Source organism: Shewanella sp. BJSY2023SW007 (genome assembly GCF_047314525.1).
GTDB lineage: Bacteria > Pseudomonadota > Gammaproteobacteria > Enterobacterales > Shewanellaceae > Shewanella > Shewanella chilikensis.
In genome coordinates this window covers 18,081-36,272 of the sequence record NZ_JBKORL010000071.1, presented here as the reverse complement: position 1 = coordinate 36,272, position 18,192 = coordinate 18,081, and the positions used below count along the sequence as shown (strand labels likewise).

Below are 18,192 nucleotides of genomic sequence, written 5' to 3'. Positions count from 1 at the left end.
AGCGGGCATTTTTTATTTTCATACCAATGTCTTATTAGAGTAACAAGCTTGTCATGTGATGGGCTTAATCTCGATTGCGAGTCTTCTTTATGGCGCGGTGATTCACTCGCTGATTCCCCACTGATTTGCTGGTGCCCCGTTTTTTAACGGGGCTTTTTTTATCTGTTTTGGCAGCTTGTTGTCGGTTTAGGTAACCAGATATCGAAACTTGGGCCGCCGTTTGCGGTGTCGCTAATGGTGATGTCTCCGCCATGTTGGCGAATGATCTGGGCGCTGATGGCCAGTCCCAGGCCGTGACCGCCGCTGTCGCGATCCCGTGACTTGTCGATGCGAACAAAGGGATCAAAAATGCGCTGTTTGTCTTCATCCCGGATCCCCGGGCCATCGTTGGCAATATGCAGCCTGATTCTGTCAGTGTCGCCGCTCAGCTTTATGCTGACGCTTTGGCTGGCATAACGGTAGCCGTTGCGGATGATATTACTGATTGCTCTGTGCCAGAGGCGCAGGTCTACCAGGGCCTCCAGTGGTTCTGTGGTGGTGAGTTCAAGGGCGATATCGGTTTCAAACTGCAGGTGGGCAATCAGCTCTTGTAGCGAGGTATTCAATGATTGGCAGCTCAATTGCAATGGCGCCTGACGCCGTTCCATCTTGGCGTAATGCAACAATTCGTCCACCATGGTGCCAAGTTCATCCAGATCCTGATGTATGCCTTCCAGATAGGGCATTTGCTCCGGGCGAACGCCTGAATCGTCCAGCATGTCCAGATTGCAACGGATCCTGAATATAGGTGTACGCACTTCATGGGCTACGGCATTGGTGAGTTGTTTGTTGCTGTCGATGAGTTTGGCTATCTTGTCAGCCATCTGGTTGAAGGATTGGTTCAGGTGCCCCACTTTGTGCCAAACACCTGTTTTGGCTCTAACTTTGAAATTACCATTGGCAAAGGCGTTGTGAACCCGCTCCAAGCGGCGCAGACGCCGGGCCAATAGGTAGAGCAGCACAAAGTTGATAAAAGCCAGTACCGGAAACAGCACCCAGAAAGCAATGGATTCTTTGAAGTAGTATTCCTGCCAGAAGGGTGCGGACTCATCGCGGCTGATGGCATACACCTTGTCTGAGCCTTGGAACATGATGTAGGAGATATCCTCTTCCACATCTTTGATATAACGCTGGTTTTCTCTCAGGCGCTGTTTTTCGTCAGCCGACAGCTCATCCGAGTCCAGCGAGATGACCCTCAGCTGTTTGTGCAGGTTGCCTAGTACTTGTTGAAGTGATGACTCGGCACTGGCAACGCCCTCGGCCGCCGAAATATCCGATAACAACTGGCTCAGTGATATATAGGAGCGATCCTGATAGTCGGCTTCCCACTCATCGGAGGAAAAGAAGTCCAGTTGAAAGACAAAAATGAAGCAGGTGAAAAACAGAAACACCAGCACCAGGTAGGAGAAGATAAACAGCCGTTTCATTACCACCTATCCGGTACAAATAGATAACCCTTGCCTCTTACCGTGATTATCTTGCGCGGCAAGCTGGGGTTGTCACCTAATTTCTTTCTTAAAATCACTACTTTGTTATCTATACTGCGGTCTATTCCGTCGTACTCTATGCCGCGGGTTTCTTTGACCAGATACTCTCGTGACAGTATTTCATCCGGATGTGAGCTCAGCAGCCATAGCAGGTCAAATTCGGCAGTGGTGAGGTTGACTTCTGTTTGACTGATGGTGCAAAGCTTGCGGGCATTATCCAGGTAGAGTTCTCCGAACTGGCGTTCGCGATTGCTTTCCGTTGGCACATTTTCCTGACGTCTCAGCAACATGCGGATCCTGGCCAGCAGTACTCTGGGTTGGATTGGTTTATTGACAAAATCATCGGCGCCCATCTCCAGCGCGGCCACCTGATCCATGTCGTCCTCACTGGCGGTCAGGATCAGTATCTTGCCTTGGTATTGGGCGCGGATTTCACGGCAAATACTCAAGCCATCGCTTCCCGGCAACATAAGATCCAGGATCACCAGTTCAGGCTGACGCTCGAGGATAAGTTGTCCTGCGCAACTACCATCGTTTATTCGCTCTACATCAAAATGTTGGTTTCTGAGATAATTTGTCAGAAGGTCACTGATCTTATTATCGTCTTCTACGAGTGTTATGCGAGTGTTTGCCATTTCCTGCCGATAAGCATGCGGGTTTAGATAAAGCAAAATTATCACTCCGGTTACATAAGTGACAGCTCAATTGACATAAAAGGGGGACTTGGTCACCCCTTTACCCACGAACATCCAGTAATGCAGCTGACAGTATTGAAAATATAGCCAGCCGAAAATCCAAGTTATAGATCGCTATAAATTAACTTTTGCAGTACTGGGAGTAGCGGTGTTTCTGACAGAGTGCCGCCATTATGTATTTGTCGTTATGGTTGTTAACGTAGTTATTCCACCAAGTATTTGAGTCCACCTGAGTTCTCGTTAAGTCTTTGTCGAGATCCCAGGAAAATTTCTGGGTGTCATAATGGGTCGCACAGCCACTGACTACTATGGCTAAACCTATGGTAAGAAAGAGGTTTTTAAGCGATTTCATCCAATGACCTCAGATTCAGAAGTAATAAGTCAGTGCCAGGTTGGCGTTCCACTGTTGTTTGCCATCGACAATCGGCGAGTCGGCAATGGCGGAATCCAGGTAGTTGAAGTTGCTGCTTTGGCTGAGTTCGAGATGTTCACTCAGAGGCACAATCAGCTTATAACCTGCGTTGTAGGTGAAGGCTTTGCCCGGTTGGTAGTCCTTATGCTGCTTATTGGCTTCAGCCTTGCTGACTCCGAAGTAGTATTGGGTAAAGTCACGGCTTAAGTAGCTGACGCCGGCGTAGGGAACGACAGTGCCCCAGCCCAGGTTTAGTGGTACGGCGTAACGGACCTGGCCGATAAAGCCGTTGTATCTGTTGGTTACGTCATGTTGTACCGAGGTGGACAGAGTACCGAATCCCAGTTGGGTATCCAGATTGATACCCAGATCGCCACTCAGCTTACGTTCATGGATGCCTCCAAGCGCTGCAGCGTCTGAGCCTTTCAAGGCAATACCAGGACTACCCAGATACAGACTCAGGTTGAACAGATCTTTATCATTACCGAAGAAGCGGTAGTTGATATTGGCCAGTGAGGCGTTGAAGTCCTTGCCGTTATAACCCAGGTTGCCAAAGGGACGCAGCTTGGAATCGACGCCTTGATAGAGTTCGCTGCCCTGATAGGCACCGGCAGAGACAAAGAAACTGTTTTCATGGCTGTAAATCTGGCCATTACGGATATAAACGTCAGTGTTGTCCGCCAAGGCGGCATTGCTTACTGCAGCGCCAATGAGGGCCAGGGCGCTGAATCTGAATGCTTTCATATTACTTCTCCTGAATACATAAGAAATCCAGGGCATTGTCCTCGGCGCTGCGGCCATACAATAGTGCCGCTTTGTATGGAAATGTCCGTGATCTGTCCCGTAAGCTTGGAGTATGATCGGGCTTTGGCACCCGAAGGGAGACGTAACGTGACCAAGTGTTTGATTGACAAGATTTCTGGGCTGTATGCCGGTGATAAACTGACATTCAGGGACAAGCTGGCAAGCGGGATAGATAACAAGTCTCGGATGGAGACACTGGAGGTTTTCGGCGACAGGGTTGCGGGTGATGCCCAGGCGGATCCCAAACATCATGGTGGCCCGGATAGGGTACTGCATCATTTCCCTCGCGAGCACTATGGCCACTACCGGCGCATGGGGCTGATAACCGCGGGGCAGGATGCTCCGGCCATGGGAGAAAACATCAGCAGTGTTGGCCTGACCGAGGCAGATATTCATATCGGCGATATCCTCAGCTTTGGCGAAGTCGAGCTGCAGGTCACCCAACCACGTTCACCCTGTTTTAAGCTCAATCACCAATATGGTCAGAGGGACTTTGCCCTTGCCATGCAGCAAACAGGTATGTCAGGTTGGTTCTATCGGGTGCTTAAGCCTGGCATCATAAGCTGTCAGGATGCCCTGATACTGAAACAAAGGCGTACCGATATCAGTGTCGCCGAGGCGATGAAGCTGTATTTTCGCCCCGAATTTGATGCGGCCGCCTATGACAGGCTGCTCAGCTGTGAAGGTTTGGCGGCCAGTTGGGTTGGCAGCTTGCAGCGCCGACTGGAGCGGGGCAGCATAGAAGACTGGCAGATGCGCCTCTATGGCCCGGATAGTTTGGCTTTGAACTGAAAAAGTTAGGAAACAGCATGGAAAAGCAGGAAAGAGACATGGGAATGTTGGTGCACCTGGCGAGTTTTGCCGGTTACCTGATCCCTTTCGGCACTATCTTGGGGCCGTTGATCGTTTGGTTGATGAAACGGGAAGAGTTTGAATTTGTCGATGTTTGCGGCCGTAATTGCCTGAACTTCAAAATCAGTATGATCATTTACACCATCATCAGCCTGATCCTGATCTTTGTTGGCATAGGTTTGGTGCTGGTGGCTGTACTGGCGATTTTCGATGTGGTGGTGACCATAGTCGCAGCGGTCAAGGCCAGTGAGGGGGTGGAATACAAGTACCCCTTGGCAATCAAATTCCTATGATCCCGGGCCATCCATTGGATGGCCTTGTTGCAGACAGCGGAGGAGCAATGCGAGCCTTTTTATCCGGTATCAATAACTTTTGGGTCGGTCTGGTGTTCGGGTTGTCACTGCCGCTGTTGTTAATCGTGCTGACGCTGAGCGTGACCCTCTATCAACTCACTGGCTTTGCCAATGATGTTGCCATAACCCCTCTGTATCAGCGCGGAGAGCAGACGTTGGCGCGGGTCGACCAACTGCTGATGACTCTGGATCAACGACTCAGTGATGACGACCCAGGTTTATTGGCACCATTGAAGCAAATAGAGTTGTTGCCTGAGCTTAAGTTGTTGGCTCTCAGCATTGCCAAGTTACAGGTTGAAGAGAACCAACCAGCTCTCTCTGCTGTGAAGGCTGAGCTGGCGACTCAACTCGATGCATCCCTTAAGCAAAGGTTTGCGGCAGCTGAGGCTGATGCTTTGAGCCAGCATTTGCAGCAAATTCTGGAAATATTGGCCAAGGGTAAAGAGGCGCCTTTGCCGCCTCAATCCTGAGTGTTTGCCGAGGTTTCTGCAGCCAGTTGACTCAGCGCTCGTTGGCGGTAATCCAGCAAGGCAAACACCCCGAATAGAAAGGCGTTGAGATAGTCTTTTGCCTTGAGCGGCAACAACTGACAAAATATCGTGTGAAATATCAGCACCTGCAGCCCATGCATCATGGCGGTTACCCCGAGAAGTATGGTGAGTATCACGCCGATATTACCTTCAAACGGGCTGAACAGGTTGAAAAACATCAACACCCAGGCCAATAGGGTCGCCAGTTTTCCCAACACTAATACGGCTTTCATGACTCTACTCCTCCCGGGAAGCGATACAGGCGGTAGCTGACCTGGCCGGCCTGCTTCTCTTTCAATGCTTCCCAGTCAGCCGGTATCGGCAACTGCTGCAATTCTGATTCCACTTCGAGATAGATAAGGGCGCCTGGGTTGAGCCATTGATGCCGGGCCAGCAGGGTTAGGGTTTGCTCGGCCAGCCCCTTGCGAAAAGGGGGATCGATAAACACGATATCGAAACGGCGATCGGCAGGGCGCGCCAAACCGGCCAATACATCGCCGTTAATGACCTCGGCACTATCGCATTTTAGGGTTTGCAGATTCTGCTGCAGTTGCTGAGCGGCAGTTTTTTGCAGCTCATAGACTCTGGCAAAAGCGGCATAGCGAGACAGGGCTTCCAATGCCAGAGCACCACTGCCACCGAAACAGTCCAATACCGAGCTGCCGCTGAGTTCTCCTGCCAGCCAGTTAAATAGGGTTTCCCGCACTCTGTCTGTGGTTGGCCTCAGCCCTTCCAGATCTTGGATGGGTAATTTTCTCGAGCGCCATTGGCCTGCGATAATACGAACCTGACCGCTGCCCGGTCTATTTTTGGCCATCTTGCCCCCGTGATTTTGCCTGAAGAAAGAAAGTGGTAGACTATGCCACCTTAAAAGCGTCGCTATTTTATAACAAACTCAGCCGAAAAGGTGAGATGAAGCTAAAGCCCTTTATCGCTCGGGAATGCCAGTAACAGGCCCCGTTGCTCCAGGGAAATAGTTGCGACCTCAAGCGGGAGCCCGGCTCCTGAAGATCCCCCACGATGTTGAGCACTGGTAGCACTGATGGCAAAGAAAGGTTTTTTTTCCTGGTTTCGTAAAGACAAACGCAACGACGAAGCCGAGCAGGCGGCCAAACTCGCCGAACAACAAGCCGCAGAAGCCGCGGCAGAGGCCGAACGTTTAGCTGCTGAAAAAGCGCAGGCCGAACAAGCCGAAGCTGATCGTCTGGCGGCTGAAAAGGCACAAGCCGAGCAGGTAGAAGCAGCACGTCTGGCAGCTGAAAAGGCACAAGCCGAGCAGGCAGAAGCCGAGCGTATTGCTGCCGAAAAGGCACAAGCTGAACAAGCAGAAGCCGAACGTATTGCTGCCGAAAAGGCACAGGCAGAACAGGCAGAAGCCGAGCGTATTGCTGCCGAAAAGGCACAAGCTGAAGCCGAGCGTATTGCTGCCGAAAAGGCACAGGCAGAACAAGCTGAAGCCGAGCGTATTGCTGCCGAAAAGGCGCAGGCCGAGCAAGCTGAAGCCGAGCGTATTGCGGCCGAAAAGGCACAGGCAGAGCAAGCCGAAGCTGAACGTTTGGCGGCTGAAAAGGCACAGGCAGAACAGGCAGAAGCCGAGCGTCTGGCAGCTGAAAAGGCACAGGCTGAACAGGCAGAAGCCGAGCGTATTGCTGCTGAAAAGGCGCAGGCTGAACAGGCAGAAGCCGAGCGTCTGGCAGCTGAAAAGGCGCAGGCAGAACAGGCAGAAGCCGAGCGTATTGCTGCTGAAAAGGCGCAGGCAGAGCAAGCCGAAGCTGAACGTTTGGCCGCTGAAAAAGCCCAGGCTGAACAGGTTGCCGAGGAAGAAGCTCAACCTGAGCCACAGGCAAAACCTGTTAAAGAGGGCTTCTTTGCCCGCCTCAAGCGGGGGCTGATGCGCACCAGCGAAAATATCGGTAGCGGTTTTATCGGGCTGTTTCGTGGTAAAAAGATTGATGATGACCTGTTTGAAGAGCTGGAAGAGCAACTGCTTATTGCCGACGTTGGGGTGGAAACCACCAGTCGGTTGATCTCCAGCCTGACAGATCATGCTTCACGCAAGCAGCTCAAGGATGCCGAAGCCTTATATGAATTGCTGCAGCAGGAGATGCTGGCGACGCTGGAGCCTGTGAGTGCGCCTCTGGTGCCGGACAATGCCGCCGGGCCTTTCGTTATTTTAATGGTGGGTGTCAACGGCGTTGGCAAGACCACCACCATAGGCAAGCTGGCCAAACAGTATCAGCGCGAAGGCAAGTCTGTCATGCTGGCAGCCGGTGATACCTTCCGCGCGGCTGCGGTTGAGCAGCTGCAGGTTTGGGGCCAGCGCAACGATATTCCTGTGATTGCCCAGCATACAGGTGCCGATAGCGCCTCTGTGCTGTTTGATGCCTTGCAGGCTGCCAAGGCCAGAAATATCGATGTGTTGATTGCCGATACCGCAGGTCGATTGCAGAACAAGAGCCATCTGATGGAAGAGCTGAAGAAAGTGGTTCGGGTGATGAAGAAACTGGATCCGGACGCTCCCCATGAAGTGATGCTGACCCTGGATGCCTGTACGGGTCAGAATGCCATCAGTCAGGCGCAACTGTTCCAGGAAGCAGTCGGGGTTACCGGTATCAGTATCAGCAAGCTGGATGGCACAGCCAAAGGCGGAGTTATCTTTGCCATTGCCGATAAATTTGGTATTCCTATTCGTTACATAGGCGTGGGAGAGCAGATAGACGATCTGCGTACCTTCAATGCCAAAGACTTTATCGAAGCCCTGTTCAGTCAGGAGAAGACGGATAATTGATATATGATTCGATTTGAGCAGGTCAGCAAAATTTACGCCGGGGGCCAAAAGGCACTGTCTGATGTGAGTTTTCATCTTCAGCGGGGCGAAATGGCCTTTCTTACCGGACATTCCGGAGCCGGTAAGAGTACCTTGCTCAAATTGATCACTGTTATCGAGCGCGCCAGTGCCGGCCGGGTATGGATCAACGGTCATGATATCGCCGGTATCAAGCGCGGCCATGTGCCTTATCTGCGCCGCGATATCGGGATGATCTTCCAAAGCCACCATCTATTGATGGACCGCAGCGTGTTTGACAATGTGGCGCTGCCCTTGGTTATCGAAGGTTTTACCCTGGGGGAGATCCGCAAGCGGGTAGCCGGTGCTCTGGATATGGTGGGGCTCTATGGTAAAGAGCGCCATAATCCCATCATGCTTTCGGGCGGTGAGCAGCAGCGGGTAGGCATTGCCAGGGCGATAGTCAACAAACCCCCTCTATTGCTGGCCGATGAACCGACCGGTAACCTGGACCCCAAGCTATCCATGGATATTCTCAGGCTGTTTGAAACCTTCAATGATGCGGGCACCAGCGTGTTGATTGCCACCCATGATCTCGGTCTTATCGCCAGAATGAAATACCGCACCCTAACCCTGAAGCAGGGACGGATGATAGGTGGTGAAGAACTGGGGACCAGCCCCATGAGCGCTAAGGAATAAGCTATGTCTGCCCAGCCTTCATTGACCCGCAGTAAACTCCCGCTTTCCGGCCGGATAGTGATGTTCTTTATCCGCCATATACAGCATGCCATGGCCAGCATGGGTGAGTTGTGGCGCAACCCTATCTCATCGCTGATGACTATGGCAGTGCTGGGGGTCAGCCTGAGTTTGCCGGCCGCCTTGCAGGTGCTGGTAAAAAATGCCGAGACCATTACCCAATCCTGGAACAGCGCGGCACAGATCTCCTTGTTTATCGAGGGGAACCGCTCAGAGCAGAGTATTCAGAGCCTGCTGGCGCGGATTAAGGTCTACCCGGAAATCGATGAGGTCGACTATATCAATCGTGACGAGGCACTGGCGGAGTTCCAACAGCTGTCTGGTTTCGGCGAGGCGCTCTCCTATCTGGAAAGCAACCCTTTGCCGGCGGTGATCAGCGTGATCCCCACCGAAAAGTATTCCAGCCCAACAGGCGCCAGAGAGCTTTTGACCAAGCTGGAGCGTGAGCCAGAGGTGAGCTTTGGCCGTCTGGATATCGAGTGGCTGGAGCGCTTACAGGCGCTGGTGCGCTTGTTGGAACGTACTGTGCTGGCGTTGGCGGCGCTGCTGATCCTGGCAGTGGTGCTGGTCATAGGCAACACGATTCGCCTGGCTATCATGAATCGGCGCAGTGAAATTGAGGTCATGAAGCTGGTCGGGGCCACAGAAGCCTTTATTCAACGGCCTTTTCTCTATACCGGCATCTGGTATGGTGTTATCGGCGGTATGCTCGCCTGGGTGATAATCAACCTCTTGGTCTGGTATCTGGATGGAGCGCTGGCCTCGCTTTTGGGCCTATATGGCAGCCAACTTGAGATGCAGTCCCTGAGTTTTGTCGAGCTGCTGCAGATGATGGCACTGGCGTCATTTTTGGGCTGGCTGGGGTCTTTCCTGTCGGTGCGCCAACACCTGCGAGCCATAGAGCCTCACTGATGTAAAAATGAACTTATCTTCACTTGCATTGTCCTATTTTCGGGGTAAAAATAACCCCGGGTGTTGGATACGGCGTTGACAATATATGTCAATTGACCGATAGTGCATCGGCTCATCAGCATTTTTTTCGACCCGAAATGAGCATCAAAGCAGTAAGAAACAGGAGCGTGAATGACTGATCAAACGCAATCAATGGCACTGATGGTTCCCCAAGGGAGCAGCAGTCTCGAGGCCTATATCCATTCGGTAAACAGCATGACCATGCTGGACGCCGAGCAGGAGTATGAGCTGGCGAAGCGTTTGCAGGAAACCGGTGATCTGCAGGCGGCTAAGCAACTGATTATGTCGCACTTACGTTTTGTGGTGCATATTGCCCGCGGCTATGCGGGTTATGGTCTGCCTCAGGCAGATCTGATCCAGGAAGGCAACATAGGCCTGATGAAGGCGGTCAAGCGCTTCGACCCTGATGTGGGTGTGCGTTTGGTGTCTTTCGCCGTGCACTGGATCAAGGCAGAAATTCATGAATATGTGCTGAAGAACTGGCGCATAGTTAAAGTTGCCACCACCAAGGCACAGCGTAAATTGTTCTTCAACCTGCGTAAGGCCAAGAAACGTCTGGGTTGGTTCAGCGATGAAGAAGTCACCATGGTGGCCGAAAATCTTGGCGTATCCAAACAGGATGTGACCGAGATGGAGTCGCGGATGGCGGCGCAGGATCCGGCCTTCGACCTGACCAATGATCACGATGATGATCATGACTTTGCCCCGGCGCTTTATCTGGAAGACCACTCTTCCGACTTGGCGGCTCAGGTAGAAAATGACAACTGGGAATCCAATGCCCAGAACAAGCTGTTGTCTGCCATCAAGACCTTGGATGAGCGCAGCCAGCATATTCTGCGGGCCCGTTGGTTGGACGATGAAAAGACCACACTGCAGGAATTGGCCGATACCTATCAGGTGTCTGCCGAGCGGATCCGCCAGTTGGAGAAAAACGCCATGAACAAGCTCAAGGCTTGTATGGACGTATAACCTAACTTATTTAGTGTGTTGTTTTGATTGCTAATGAATGCCGTTCACCTCAAGTGAACGGCATTATGCTTTCTTGACGGGCGTTTAAAGTATTATCCAGACGTTTTGTACCTGGATAATCTCGGTATTTCTCGCACCTTTTGCTGATTTTTGATTTAGCTGAGTGGGTTAATTCACTGACTCAAAGTTCAGTCTTATCGGTCGGTCACCAGGCAAGCTCAAGGATTTCACGGCTGCTGTCCAGACCAAGATCGCCGGTTTCAGACAAGGCCGTCATGCCGTGAGCTTCCAGTGCGGCAACAACGTCGGCGATACGCTCTTGCGGCACATCATAGTCGCGCAGGCGAGTCTTGAGGCCGACCTGTTCAAAGAAGGCCTGAGTGGCTGCAATGGCTTGCTCGATACGGCTGTCTTCATCACCCGAAGTGATATCCCAAACCCGCTCGGCATATTGCAGCAGCTTGGCGCGTTTCCGTTCCTTGCGCACCCGCCATACAGAGGGCAGGACTACGGCCAGCGTTTGCGCATGATCTATGCCGAACATGGCGGTCAGTTCGTGGCCTATCATATGAGTGGTCCAGTCTGCCGGTACGCCGCAGCCTATCATACCGTTGAGCGCCGAGGTGGCACTCCACACCAGGTTGGCGCGGGCATTATAGTTCTCCGGCTCGGCCACGGTGACAGGGCCCACTTCAATCAGGGTCTTCAGTATGCCTTCGGCCATTCTGTCCTGAACTCTGGCATCCACGGGGAAGGTGACGTATTGCTCGACCACGTGCACGAAAGAGTCGACTACGCCGTTGGCGACCTGGATCTTCGGCAAACTGAAGGTCAGGCTGGGATCCAGCACGGAGAATACCGGGAAACTCTGTGGATGAGTTACAGGGAACTTGCCACCCTGATGACTGACCACGGCAAAAGCATTCATTTCTGAGCCTGTAGCCGGCAGTGTCGCCACTGTACCGACAGGCAGTACCTCTGTCACAGGAACCGGGTTGAAACCGTGATGCAGCAAGCTGCTGCTGTCGCCATCGAATTTTGCCGCCAGGGCAATAAACTTGGTGCCGTCCATCACTGAACCGCCACCGACGGCCAACAGAAAGTCGATGGATTCGCGCCGCGCCAGCTCGGCAGCCCTGGCCAGGGTGTCGTATTTGGGGTTGGCTTCAATGCCGCCGAATTCAAATACAACACGGTCGCCCAGCGCGGTTATGACCTTGTCCAGGGTGCCGAAGCGTTTGACACTGCCACCGCCGTAAGTCACCAGCACTCTGGCATTGGCCGGTACCAGTTGGTCCAGTTCTGCCAGTCTGTCTTTACCAAATACTATGTGGGTAGGGTTGCGATAGTCGAAATTGAGCATGATATATCTCTCTTCTACAGCCGAAAAACTATGGTTGCCATCTTAGTCCTCTCAGCTTGGATTGAAATACACATTGCTGGAGCGTTTATGCCTATTCCTGCCTGGTTTGGTTAATAGGGGCTTAAATTTGGCTATTTTGATGCTTTTTTCTGTGATGGTGCTAGTATCAAAACCCTGATGATTGGAGAGTGTTATGAGTGATATTGCAGCTTTAATGGCGGCCCTGGCGGTGCATGAAGGGGTCAACAGCACCAGCCTGCCAGGGGTGCATCTGTTTCGCAGTTCGGCCTATGGCAGCCGTGGCCCCATGTGTTATTCCCAAGGGATCATGATAGTCGGCCAGGGGCGTAAACGTGTCTATCTCGAAGATAAGATCTACGACTATGATCCGCAGAACACCTTGGTGATGACAGTGCCTATGCCGGTGGAGTGTGAAACCTTTGCTTCCGAGGAAGAACCGGTATTGGTACTCATGGTGGATATAGATCTGCAGCAACTGAACCAGTTGATCCGCATGATGGATCAACACCACAAGATGCCCAAGGATCTCGATGATGCCCGTCAGAGCGGCTTCTTTGTTGCCGCCAACAGCGAAGATATGCTTTGCTGTGTCGAGCGTTTGCTGCTGGCTCTGCAGTCGCCGTTGGAAGCCGAGATCTTGGGTAAGGCCATGGTGCAGGAGTTGCTGTTTCGGGTGTTGGCTTCCGACAATGCGGCGCCTTTATATGCGCTGGCGCTCAGTCATACCCGTTTATCCCGGGTAGAGAAGGCGCTCAAATATCTGCACCAGAACTATCGTGAAAGTGTGGAGGTAGAGCAGCTGGCCGAGTTGGTCAACATGAGTCCCTCGGCATTTCATCGCTGTTTCAAGGAGGTAACCGCCTCATCGCCCATTCAGTACTTGAAGAAGATCCGCCTCAATAAGGCCAAAGAGCTACTGCAAAGACAGCGCCTCAAGGTGAAGGAAGCGGCACTGGAAGTGGGCTATGAGAGCCCGGCCCAATTCAGTCGGGAGTTCAAGCGTTACTTTGACCAGAGTCCGGGGGAAACAGCCAGGCTTTAAGGCTGACTCCAGAAGGTTTTGCTAACCGAGACCTCACCCGTATCCGGCAGATATTCCATGATCAGTGTCTCTTCATTTTGCTGGATAAAATACACTGAGCGGTAGATACAGGTATTGGGCGTTTGCTTATAGGTATAGGCCACGTCGACAGTGGTTGTAGGCAGATTGGCATCTTCCACATAGGCGATGCTGAGGTCGGTATCTGTGAGGCCATGCCACAACTGTTCGCAGGCGTCGAAAATATGGGTGTCTTTGCCTGCTGTGGCATAGGGCCAGCCGTTGGCACTGGAATCAACACTGCCATCACCAAAGCTGGCGAGGTTGTCGATGGCGCCCTGATATCCTTTGGCCAGATAGCCACTGTGATAGAGTTTCACCGCAGATTCAAAGGCGGCATACTGGCCTTTAAGTACCTGCTCTGTGGCGTCGTCGCGCAGATTGAGGAACTTGGGTGCGGCCACCACTGCCAGGATCCCGAGGATAATAATCACCACTACAAGTTCAATTAGGGTAAAGCCCTGATACTGCTTTGCTTTCATTACATCGCCCGGTTTATAGAATAGAGATATTGCCAACTGAATCGTCGCCGATGCGGCAGTCTAGCCAAGCCTCTGACGTCTGGCAAGCTGAGAGTGGCAGTGGATATAGGGAAGGTCGCTGCCATGGATTCCTTAATGGTATTTTGCCTCGGTGCATAAATCCAAAGACATTAAAGCTTAAGATATTGTTTTACATGAAACTACAGCTTTGTTCACACTCCGGCGACCTAAAGCAGACCCATCTTCTACTAGGCTGGTTGAGCCTGTGGCGGGATGACGGGCTAATATTGATACTGAAACTATCAGGGAGGAAAGCAGATGAAATGGATTGGGATCTTGTGTGGCTTGCTGGTGTCACTGCCGGTAGCCGCGGCCGAAGGGGAATACTTCTCTGAGGAGATAGTTCAGCAAGGCACTTTAGCCAATGAAACTCTGCTCAAGGATGCTATGCCGGGCGTGGCCGCCGAAGTGGCTCGCCGCGGCTGCGAGGTGCCGGAGCAGTTTTTTGCCTTTGTGCTGGCGATGCCCAAAGGCGAAGTCGGTGAGCGCTACTGGCATGAACGCTGGATAGTAGAAGGTTGTGAGCGTGAGTACCCGGTGGATATCGAGTTTCGTGAAGATGGTGTCAACGCCGCCTATTGGACCATCAAGAATAAAGGCTGAACTGCTGGGTTAGCGGTTTTGGCAATCATCTCAGAAAAGACAAACCCAGGCCAAGGCCGGGGTCTGTCTTCAAAGGTTTAACACAGCTCAGGCGGCCTCGGGGTTATTTTGCGGCAACTGCGCCCGAACCTCTTCGAGACGCTGCTCATACCAGGCAGTTTCGGCCTCGGTAAAGCTTTGCAGCAGTTCCTGTTGTTTTAGCACTAGATTCCCCTGAAAACCAAACTGGTTATGTTCTGCCAGTTCCAGATACAGCCATACGGCGGCATCTACCCGTTTATCCAGCTTGAGGCAGGTTTCATACAGCTCTTCATAGGCCAGAGTTTCTCCGCCGAAGGCGGCCTTTTCCAGCCAGTGCAGCGCTTGTTGCAGCTCCTGGTATTCTTGCTCATCCGCATACAGTAGAGCTTGGCCCTTGAGCAGGTCCAATCTGGCCTGGGCCAGGTTATCTATGGGGTGCAGGGTCAAATATTCCTGTTTGAGAGCTTGGGCTTGCTGCTTTTCCGATTGGCTCAGACGTGCTGCCAGAGTCTCTTTGGCGGCGAAATATTCGGCTTCTTCGCCCATGGCGGCAAACTCGAAATGCATCAGTGCCAGCGGCAGTTGGCGATTGACACCTAACCCTTGTTCATAGAGCTTACCGAGCTGAAAGTGGGCACCAAGATCCCAGGCTTGCGCCAGGGGCTCCAGTAATGCCTTGGCATGCAGGTGATCCTGGCTATCGCGGGAGTGCTCGAGCAGGAAACCGGCCCAAATAGTCGCCGCCACGCTGTTTTCTTCGTCGGCTGCGGCTTTTTCCAACCATTCTCTGGCCTTGTGCAGATCTTGGGGTAATTGGTCACCGTTCAGGTAGCGCTGCCCTAATGTCAGTTGCGAGTAACTGCTGTCTTTTGCCTGCTCAATCAAGAGTCGTTCGGCCTGGCGTTTATCCACCGGGCCACCTTGGCCTTGCAACATCATTTCCGCCAGATGACCGCCGCTGGCAGTTTCACCGAGCTGGTGCCCCTTGGTGAGCCAGAATCTTGCTTGCTGCAAATCGGCTTCACCTTGTCTGGGTTCCTGCAGTAATTTTCCCAGATGAAAGCAGGCCTCGGGATCATCTTTGGCAGCGGCCAACTCGAGCCATTTTATCGCCTTGCTGCCATCTTTATCGAGTATCGGGTTACGGGCATAGACCCGTCCCAGTTGGCTTTGGCTCTCAATATCACCGGCTTCGGCTCTGGGGAGTAAGTTTTGCTCCAGTAGCTGAATATTGTCACCAAAAGCAGGGTGTTGGTTCAGCTCCAGCATCAGGTCATGGAGCTTGGCAAATTCATTGTCCAATGACGAGGCCTTGGCGGCCCAGTGCATCGCCTTGTCGGCATCATTGGGGACCATCTCCAGTTCGGGACGGGTATAGAACTCATAGAGCATTTGGGCGGCGGCGGGATGATCTTTATTGGCGGCCTGTTCCAGCAGCGCTATGCCTTCATCGACGCTATTTCTGCCAATCAGTCTCAAGCCTTCATTGGCCATGGCATCCGGGTCGCCACTTTTTACCGCTTGGGCTCGTTGCCACTTTTTCAGGGCAATAAAGAAGGCCACAAACGCGATAATAATCAGTATCAGTTTCATTGTTTTCCTTAACCTTGAGAAGTTGGCGCGGACACAGTAAACGCTGTCATGACGTTTTTTGCAACCGTAATAAAAAGACCGCGACGGTGCGCGGTCTTTGGAGTAAGAGAGTTGAACTGCGCCAGTATATCCCAGAATTGTCCTGGTTTATAAAAACGGCATAAGGCTTTCTCGTTAGAAGCTCCAGGTCATCCCCAGCCAATAGCGGCGGCCGTCTTCGATATAGCCGTATTCTTCCTGGGTAATCTCTTTGTCCAGTAAATTATAGATACCGGCGCTGAGTTTGAGGTTTTCCATCAGTTGCAGGTTGGCACCTATATCCAGCAGTGTGTAAGAGGGGGCTACCAGAGTCGATGACGAAGGGCCTGTGGTGGGCTGGCTCTCTTCACCTCGGTAGTGCACTCTGGCCCAACTGCCCCAGCTGTCGTTGATTTGCCAATTAAGGGAGGTTTGCAGCAAGTGCTTGGGCAGTTTATTCAGAGGGCTGCCTTGATAGCGACCCGTTTTTTGCTCTGAGTCTGTATAGGTGTAGTTGGCCGAAAGTTGGATGTCATCATTGATGTCATAGCTGAAATCCAACTCGAACCCTTGGGTTACCGCCTCATCCACATTCACATAAGTGGTGGGATCCGAGCCAAACCGGTTCGGACCATCGGTACACTGACTCTCGGGGCAGGGTACTCGGGTAATTTTGTCTTCAAACTCGTTATAGAAGACTGTCATGGCCGTGGTGATATTCTCGCCGAAGCCGGTGTGCAGCCCCAGCTCGTAGTTGATTGAGGTCTCGGGTTTTAGATCCGGGTTACCGTACATATTGCCACCGCGGCTGACCTGGCCCCAATCCGGCACTGTTTGTCTCAGGCTTGGCGCCCTGAAGCCGGTGGAAACACCACCTTTGAGGGTTGTGCTGTCAGTCAGGTTCCAGACTCCATAGATACGGGGGCTGAAGTGCTCGCCAAAGTTTTCGTCATCATCCATGCGTAAACCGGCCGTCAGGGCAAAGGTGTCGCTCATGCGCCATTCGTTTTCGGCAAATACCGACCATTGGCGTCTGCTGATGTCGCTACGGTCACCTACCTGATTACCTGTTTTATCACTGAGATCCTGGTAATTGAAGGCAGCTCCAAAGGTGGTGGTATGACTATCTCCAAAGCCGGTGATCAGACTGGTCTGGGCATCAGTGTTTTTGATGGTCATTGCCCGGCTTTTGTTTTCAAACTCTTCATATTTGACCCAGGTGTTACTCGTACCTATTTCCCAGCGGCCCGTGTGTGCCAAGGAATACTTGCGGCTTTCATATTCTGTGGTGGAGGACGCCGGGCAGCCAAAACGGCCGCAGGGTTTGCCGGGAGCGAGAGGGGCGACTGTTTTGCCAAGAGTGCTGTCCAATTCCTGAATGGCACTGCTGACCTCCAAAATGATGTCGTGGTCGTCACTCGGAGTCAGCGAGAAACGGGCGCTGAGATTGTTGGCATCTCGGCCGCGGTAACCGCCGGTGATCTGGTCTTCTTCTCGCTTGGTGTATTGTCCATAGAGTTGTAGACCCAGCCAGTCCGGGATCAGGGCCCCGCTGACAAAGAAGTTACCCTGATAGATATTGCCGGATTCGCTGCGTTCCTGAACTGTGCTGTCCAGCCTGAGTTCGCCTTGCCAGTTTTCCGGAACCTTGCGGGTGATGATATTGATCACCCCGCCTATGGCATCAGAACCATACAGGGATGACATAGGGCCGCGCACCACTTCGATTCTGTCTATTGCCGACAATGGCGGAGTCCAGGCGCCTTCGACTCCCGGGCCATCGCTGTTGGTACGAGTCTCCCGGGATGACTGGCGCATGCCGTCTACCAGGATCAGTGTGTATTGGCTTCCCATGCCCCTCAGGCTAATGTCACGGCGATCGCTGCCGCCGGTAACCACAACGCCGGGAACATCCAGCATGGCATCGGTAATATCGCGATAGAAACGGCTATCCAGCTGTTCTCGGGTAAGCACGCTGATAGAGGCGGGAGCATCCTTGAGTTGTTGCTCGTAGCCGGAGGCTGTGACCACTATGACTTCCATGTCTTGGGGCGCTTCATCGGCCTGAGCCGCAGGTATGAGTAAGAGTGCGGCAATGGCGCTGGCCAGTGGGCTGATTCGACACAAAGGCATAGGTTTCTGACTCCTGAATGATAAATGCAAACTATGTAAATGAGAATGATTTTCAATGGCGAGAATTTACGCCGATGATACAATCCTCTCAAGCGCATTTTTCTGAAAACACAGTTAAGGATTGCTTTATAGCGACTGCCGTAAC

The 18,192-nt window shown here is 52.5% G+C and carries 18 protein-coding genes; 9 read left to right on the top strand and 9 right to left on the bottom strand.

From position 1 onward, the window contains the following. Positions 1–158 precede the first annotated feature (158 nt). The 3 genes from ACMHXE_RS11125 to ACMHXE_RS11115 all read right to left on the bottom strand — a co-directional run bounded on the left by ACMHXE_RS11125 (position 159) and on the right by ACMHXE_RS11115 (position 3,377). Complete coding sequence (locus ACMHXE_RS11125; protein ID WP_101053160.1) at positions 159–1,466, bottom strand: ATP-binding protein; 1,308 nt, start codon at positions 1,464–1,466, stop codon at positions 159–161. Next, the gene (locus ACMHXE_RS11120) at positions 1,466–2,161 is read right to left on the bottom strand and encodes a response regulator (protein ID WP_101053158.1); all 696 of its coding nucleotides are present in this window, start codon (positions 2,159–2,161) and stop codon (positions 1,466–1,468) included. The genes ACMHXE_RS11125 and ACMHXE_RS11120 overlap by 1 nt, the downstream gene beginning before the upstream one ends. Positions 2,162–2,588: 427 nt before the next feature. Then, a complete protein-coding gene (locus tag ACMHXE_RS11115) occupies positions 2,589–3,377 on the bottom strand; it encodes a MipA/OmpV family protein (RefSeq protein WP_157822657.1) in 789 nt (262 codons plus the stop codon). 147 nt (positions 3,378–3,524) lie between these two features. On the opposite strand from ACMHXE_RS11115, the gene ACMHXE_RS11110 reads away from it, so the two are divergent. The 3 genes from ACMHXE_RS11110 to ACMHXE_RS11100 are packed head-to-tail and all read left to right on the top strand — an operon-like array spanning position 3,525 to position 5,112. Further along, the gene (locus ACMHXE_RS11110; RefSeq protein WP_101053154.1) at positions 3,525–4,229 is read left to right on the top strand and encodes an MOSC domain-containing protein; all 705 of its coding nucleotides are present in this window, start codon (positions 3,525–3,527) and stop codon (positions 4,227–4,229) included. 17 nt (positions 4,230–4,246) lie between these two features. Continuing rightward, positions 4,247–4,582: a DUF4870 domain-containing protein gene (locus ACMHXE_RS11105; RefSeq protein ID WP_037436274.1), complete on the top strand. Its 336-nt coding sequence runs from the start codon at positions 4,247–4,249 to the stop codon at positions 4,580–4,582. Positions 4,583–4,629: 47 nt separating this feature from the next. Next, positions 4,630–5,112, top strand: coding sequence for a hypothetical protein (locus tag ACMHXE_RS11100; protein ID WP_101053152.1), 483 nt, complete (start codon positions 4,630–4,632; stop codon positions 5,110–5,112). Here the strand turns inward: ACMHXE_RS11100 and ACMHXE_RS11095 are convergent. Next, positions 5,103–5,405 (bottom strand): DUF1145 domain-containing protein, encoded by a 303-nt coding sequence (locus ACMHXE_RS11095; RefSeq protein ID WP_044735467.1) that lies wholly within the window; start codon positions 5,403–5,405, stop codon positions 5,103–5,105. The genes ACMHXE_RS11100 and ACMHXE_RS11095 overlap by 10 nt on opposite strands. After that, on the bottom strand, positions 5,402–5,989 hold the full coding sequence (gene rsmD, locus ACMHXE_RS11090; RefSeq protein WP_025888876.1) for a 16S rRNA (guanine(966)-N(2))-methyltransferase RsmD: 588 nt from the start codon (positions 5,987–5,989) through the stop codon (positions 5,402–5,404). Before rsmD ends, ACMHXE_RS11095 begins: the two co-directional genes overlap by 4 nt. A 225-nt stretch (positions 5,990–6,214) precedes the next feature. Between rsmD and ftsY the strand changes: the two genes are divergently transcribed. From ftsY to rpoH, 4 genes are all read left to right on the top strand, one after another. Further along, entirely contained in the window at positions 6,215–7,960 is a 1,746-nt protein-coding gene (gene ftsY, locus ACMHXE_RS11085; RefSeq protein ID WP_101053150.1) for a signal recognition particle-docking protein FtsY, read from the top strand. Positions 7,961–7,963: 3 nt separating this feature from the next. Beyond that, positions 7,964–8,656 (top strand): cell division ATP-binding protein FtsE, encoded by a 693-nt coding sequence (gene ftsE / locus ACMHXE_RS11080; RefSeq protein ID WP_025012145.1) that lies wholly within the window; start codon positions 7,964–7,966, stop codon positions 8,654–8,656. 3 nt (positions 8,657–8,659) lie between these two features. Beyond that, positions 8,660–9,625, top strand: coding sequence for a permease-like cell division protein FtsX (gene ftsX, locus ACMHXE_RS11075; RefSeq protein WP_101053148.1), 966 nt, complete (start codon positions 8,660–8,662; stop codon positions 9,623–9,625). Between the two features lie 171 nt (positions 9,626–9,796). After that, a complete protein-coding gene (rpoH, locus tag ACMHXE_RS11070) occupies positions 9,797–10,654 on the top strand; it encodes an RNA polymerase sigma factor RpoH (RefSeq protein ID WP_028780766.1) in 858 nt (285 codons plus the stop codon). A gap of 205 nt (positions 10,655–10,859) precedes the next feature. Here rpoH and ACMHXE_RS11065 read toward each other — a convergent pair whose 3' ends face one another. Then, positions 10,860–12,017, bottom strand: a complete 1,158-nt coding sequence (locus tag ACMHXE_RS11065) for an iron-containing alcohol dehydrogenase (RefSeq protein WP_101053146.1) — start codon at positions 12,015–12,017, stop codon at positions 10,860–10,862. Between the two features lie 193 nt (positions 12,018–12,210). Between ACMHXE_RS11065 and ACMHXE_RS11060 the strand changes: the two genes are divergently transcribed. Further along, positions 12,211–13,080, top strand: coding sequence for an AraC family transcriptional regulator (locus tag ACMHXE_RS11060; protein ID WP_101053144.1), 870 nt, complete (start codon positions 12,211–12,213; stop codon positions 13,078–13,080). On the opposite strand, the gene ACMHXE_RS11055 is transcribed toward ACMHXE_RS11060, so the two are convergent. Next, on the bottom strand, positions 13,077–13,619 hold the full coding sequence (locus ACMHXE_RS11055) for a type II secretion system protein (RefSeq protein WP_101053142.1): 543 nt from the start codon (positions 13,617–13,619) through the stop codon (positions 13,077–13,079). The genes ACMHXE_RS11060 and ACMHXE_RS11055 overlap by 4 nt on opposite strands. 318 nt (positions 13,620–13,937) lie before the next feature. Here ACMHXE_RS11055 and ACMHXE_RS11050 point away from each other — a divergent pair, with 318 nt between their 5' ends. Next, positions 13,938–14,282: a hypothetical protein gene (locus ACMHXE_RS11050; protein WP_198552039.1), complete on the top strand. Its 345-nt coding sequence runs from the start codon at positions 13,938–13,940 to the stop codon at positions 14,280–14,282. A gap of 87 nt (positions 14,283–14,369) precedes the next feature. On the opposite strand, the gene ACMHXE_RS11045 is transcribed toward ACMHXE_RS11050, so the two are convergent. Then, positions 14,370–15,896, bottom strand: coding sequence for an SEL1-like repeat protein (locus tag ACMHXE_RS11045; RefSeq protein WP_101053140.1), 1,527 nt, complete (start codon positions 15,894–15,896; stop codon positions 14,370–14,372). A 174-nt stretch (positions 15,897–16,070) separates the two neighbouring features. Then, positions 16,071–18,047 (bottom strand): ligand-gated channel protein, encoded by a 1,977-nt coding sequence (locus ACMHXE_RS11040; protein WP_101053138.1) that lies wholly within the window; start codon positions 18,045–18,047, stop codon positions 16,071–16,073. Positions 18,048–18,192 lie beyond the last annotated feature (145 nt).

Bases quoted from the DNA above. Each gene is read 5' to 3' on its own strand.
- ACMHXE_RS11040 (WP_101053138.1), bottom strand. From the start codon at position 18,047: ATGCCTTTGTGTCGAATCAGCCCACTGGCCAGCGCCATTGCCGCACTC.
- ACMHXE_RS11105 (WP_037436274.1), top strand. From the start codon at position 4,247: ATGGAAAAGCAGGAAAGAGACATGGGAATGTTGGTGCACCTGGCGAGT.
- ACMHXE_RS11095 (WP_044735467.1), bottom strand. From the start codon at position 5,405: ATGAAAGCCGTATTAGTGTTGGGAAAACTGGCGACCCTATTGGCCTGG.
- rpoH (WP_028780766.1), top strand. From the start codon at position 9,797: ATGACTGATCAAACGCAATCAATGGCACTGATGGTTCCCCAAGGGAGC.
- rsmD (WP_025888876.1), bottom strand. From the start codon at position 5,989: ATGGCCAAAAATAGACCGGGCAGCGGTCAGGTTCGTATTATCGCAGGC.
- ACMHXE_RS11045 (WP_101053140.1), bottom strand. From the start codon at position 15,896: ATGAAACTGATACTGATTATTATCGCGTTTGTGGCCTTCTTTATTGCC.
- ACMHXE_RS11065 (WP_101053146.1), bottom strand. From the start codon at position 12,017: ATGCTCAATTTCGACTATCGCAACCCTACCCACATAGTATTTGGTAAA.
- ACMHXE_RS11050 (WP_198552039.1), top strand. From the start codon at position 13,938: ATGAAATGGATTGGGATCTTGTGTGGCTTGCTGGTGTCACTGCCGGTA.
- ftsE (WP_025012145.1), top strand. From the start codon at position 7,964: ATGATTCGATTTGAGCAGGTCAGCAAAATTTACGCCGGGGGCCAAAAG.
- ftsX (WP_101053148.1), top strand. From the start codon at position 8,660: ATGTCTGCCCAGCCTTCATTGACCCGCAGTAAACTCCCGCTTTCCGGC.
- ACMHXE_RS11060 (WP_101053144.1), top strand. From the start codon at position 12,211: ATGAGTGATATTGCAGCTTTAATGGCGGCCCTGGCGGTGCATGAAGGG.
- ACMHXE_RS11055 (WP_101053142.1), bottom strand. From the start codon at position 13,619: ATGAAAGCAAAGCAGTATCAGGGCTTTACCCTAATTGAACTTGTAGTG.
- ACMHXE_RS11120 (WP_101053158.1), bottom strand. From the start codon at position 2,161: ATGGCAAACACTCGCATAACACTCGTAGAAGACGATAATAAGATCAGT.
- ftsY (WP_101053150.1), top strand. From the start codon at position 6,215: ATGGCAAAGAAAGGTTTTTTTTCCTGGTTTCGTAAAGACAAACGCAAC.
- ACMHXE_RS11115 (WP_157822657.1), bottom strand. From the start codon at position 3,377: ATGAAAGCATTCAGATTCAGCGCCCTGGCCCTCATTGGCGCTGCAGTA.
- ACMHXE_RS11125 (WP_101053160.1), bottom strand. From the start codon at position 1,466: ATGAAACGGCTGTTTATCTTCTCCTACCTGGTGCTGGTGTTTCTGTTT.
- ACMHXE_RS11100 (WP_101053152.1), top strand. From the start codon at position 4,630: ATGCGAGCCTTTTTATCCGGTATCAATAACTTTTGGGTCGGTCTGGTG.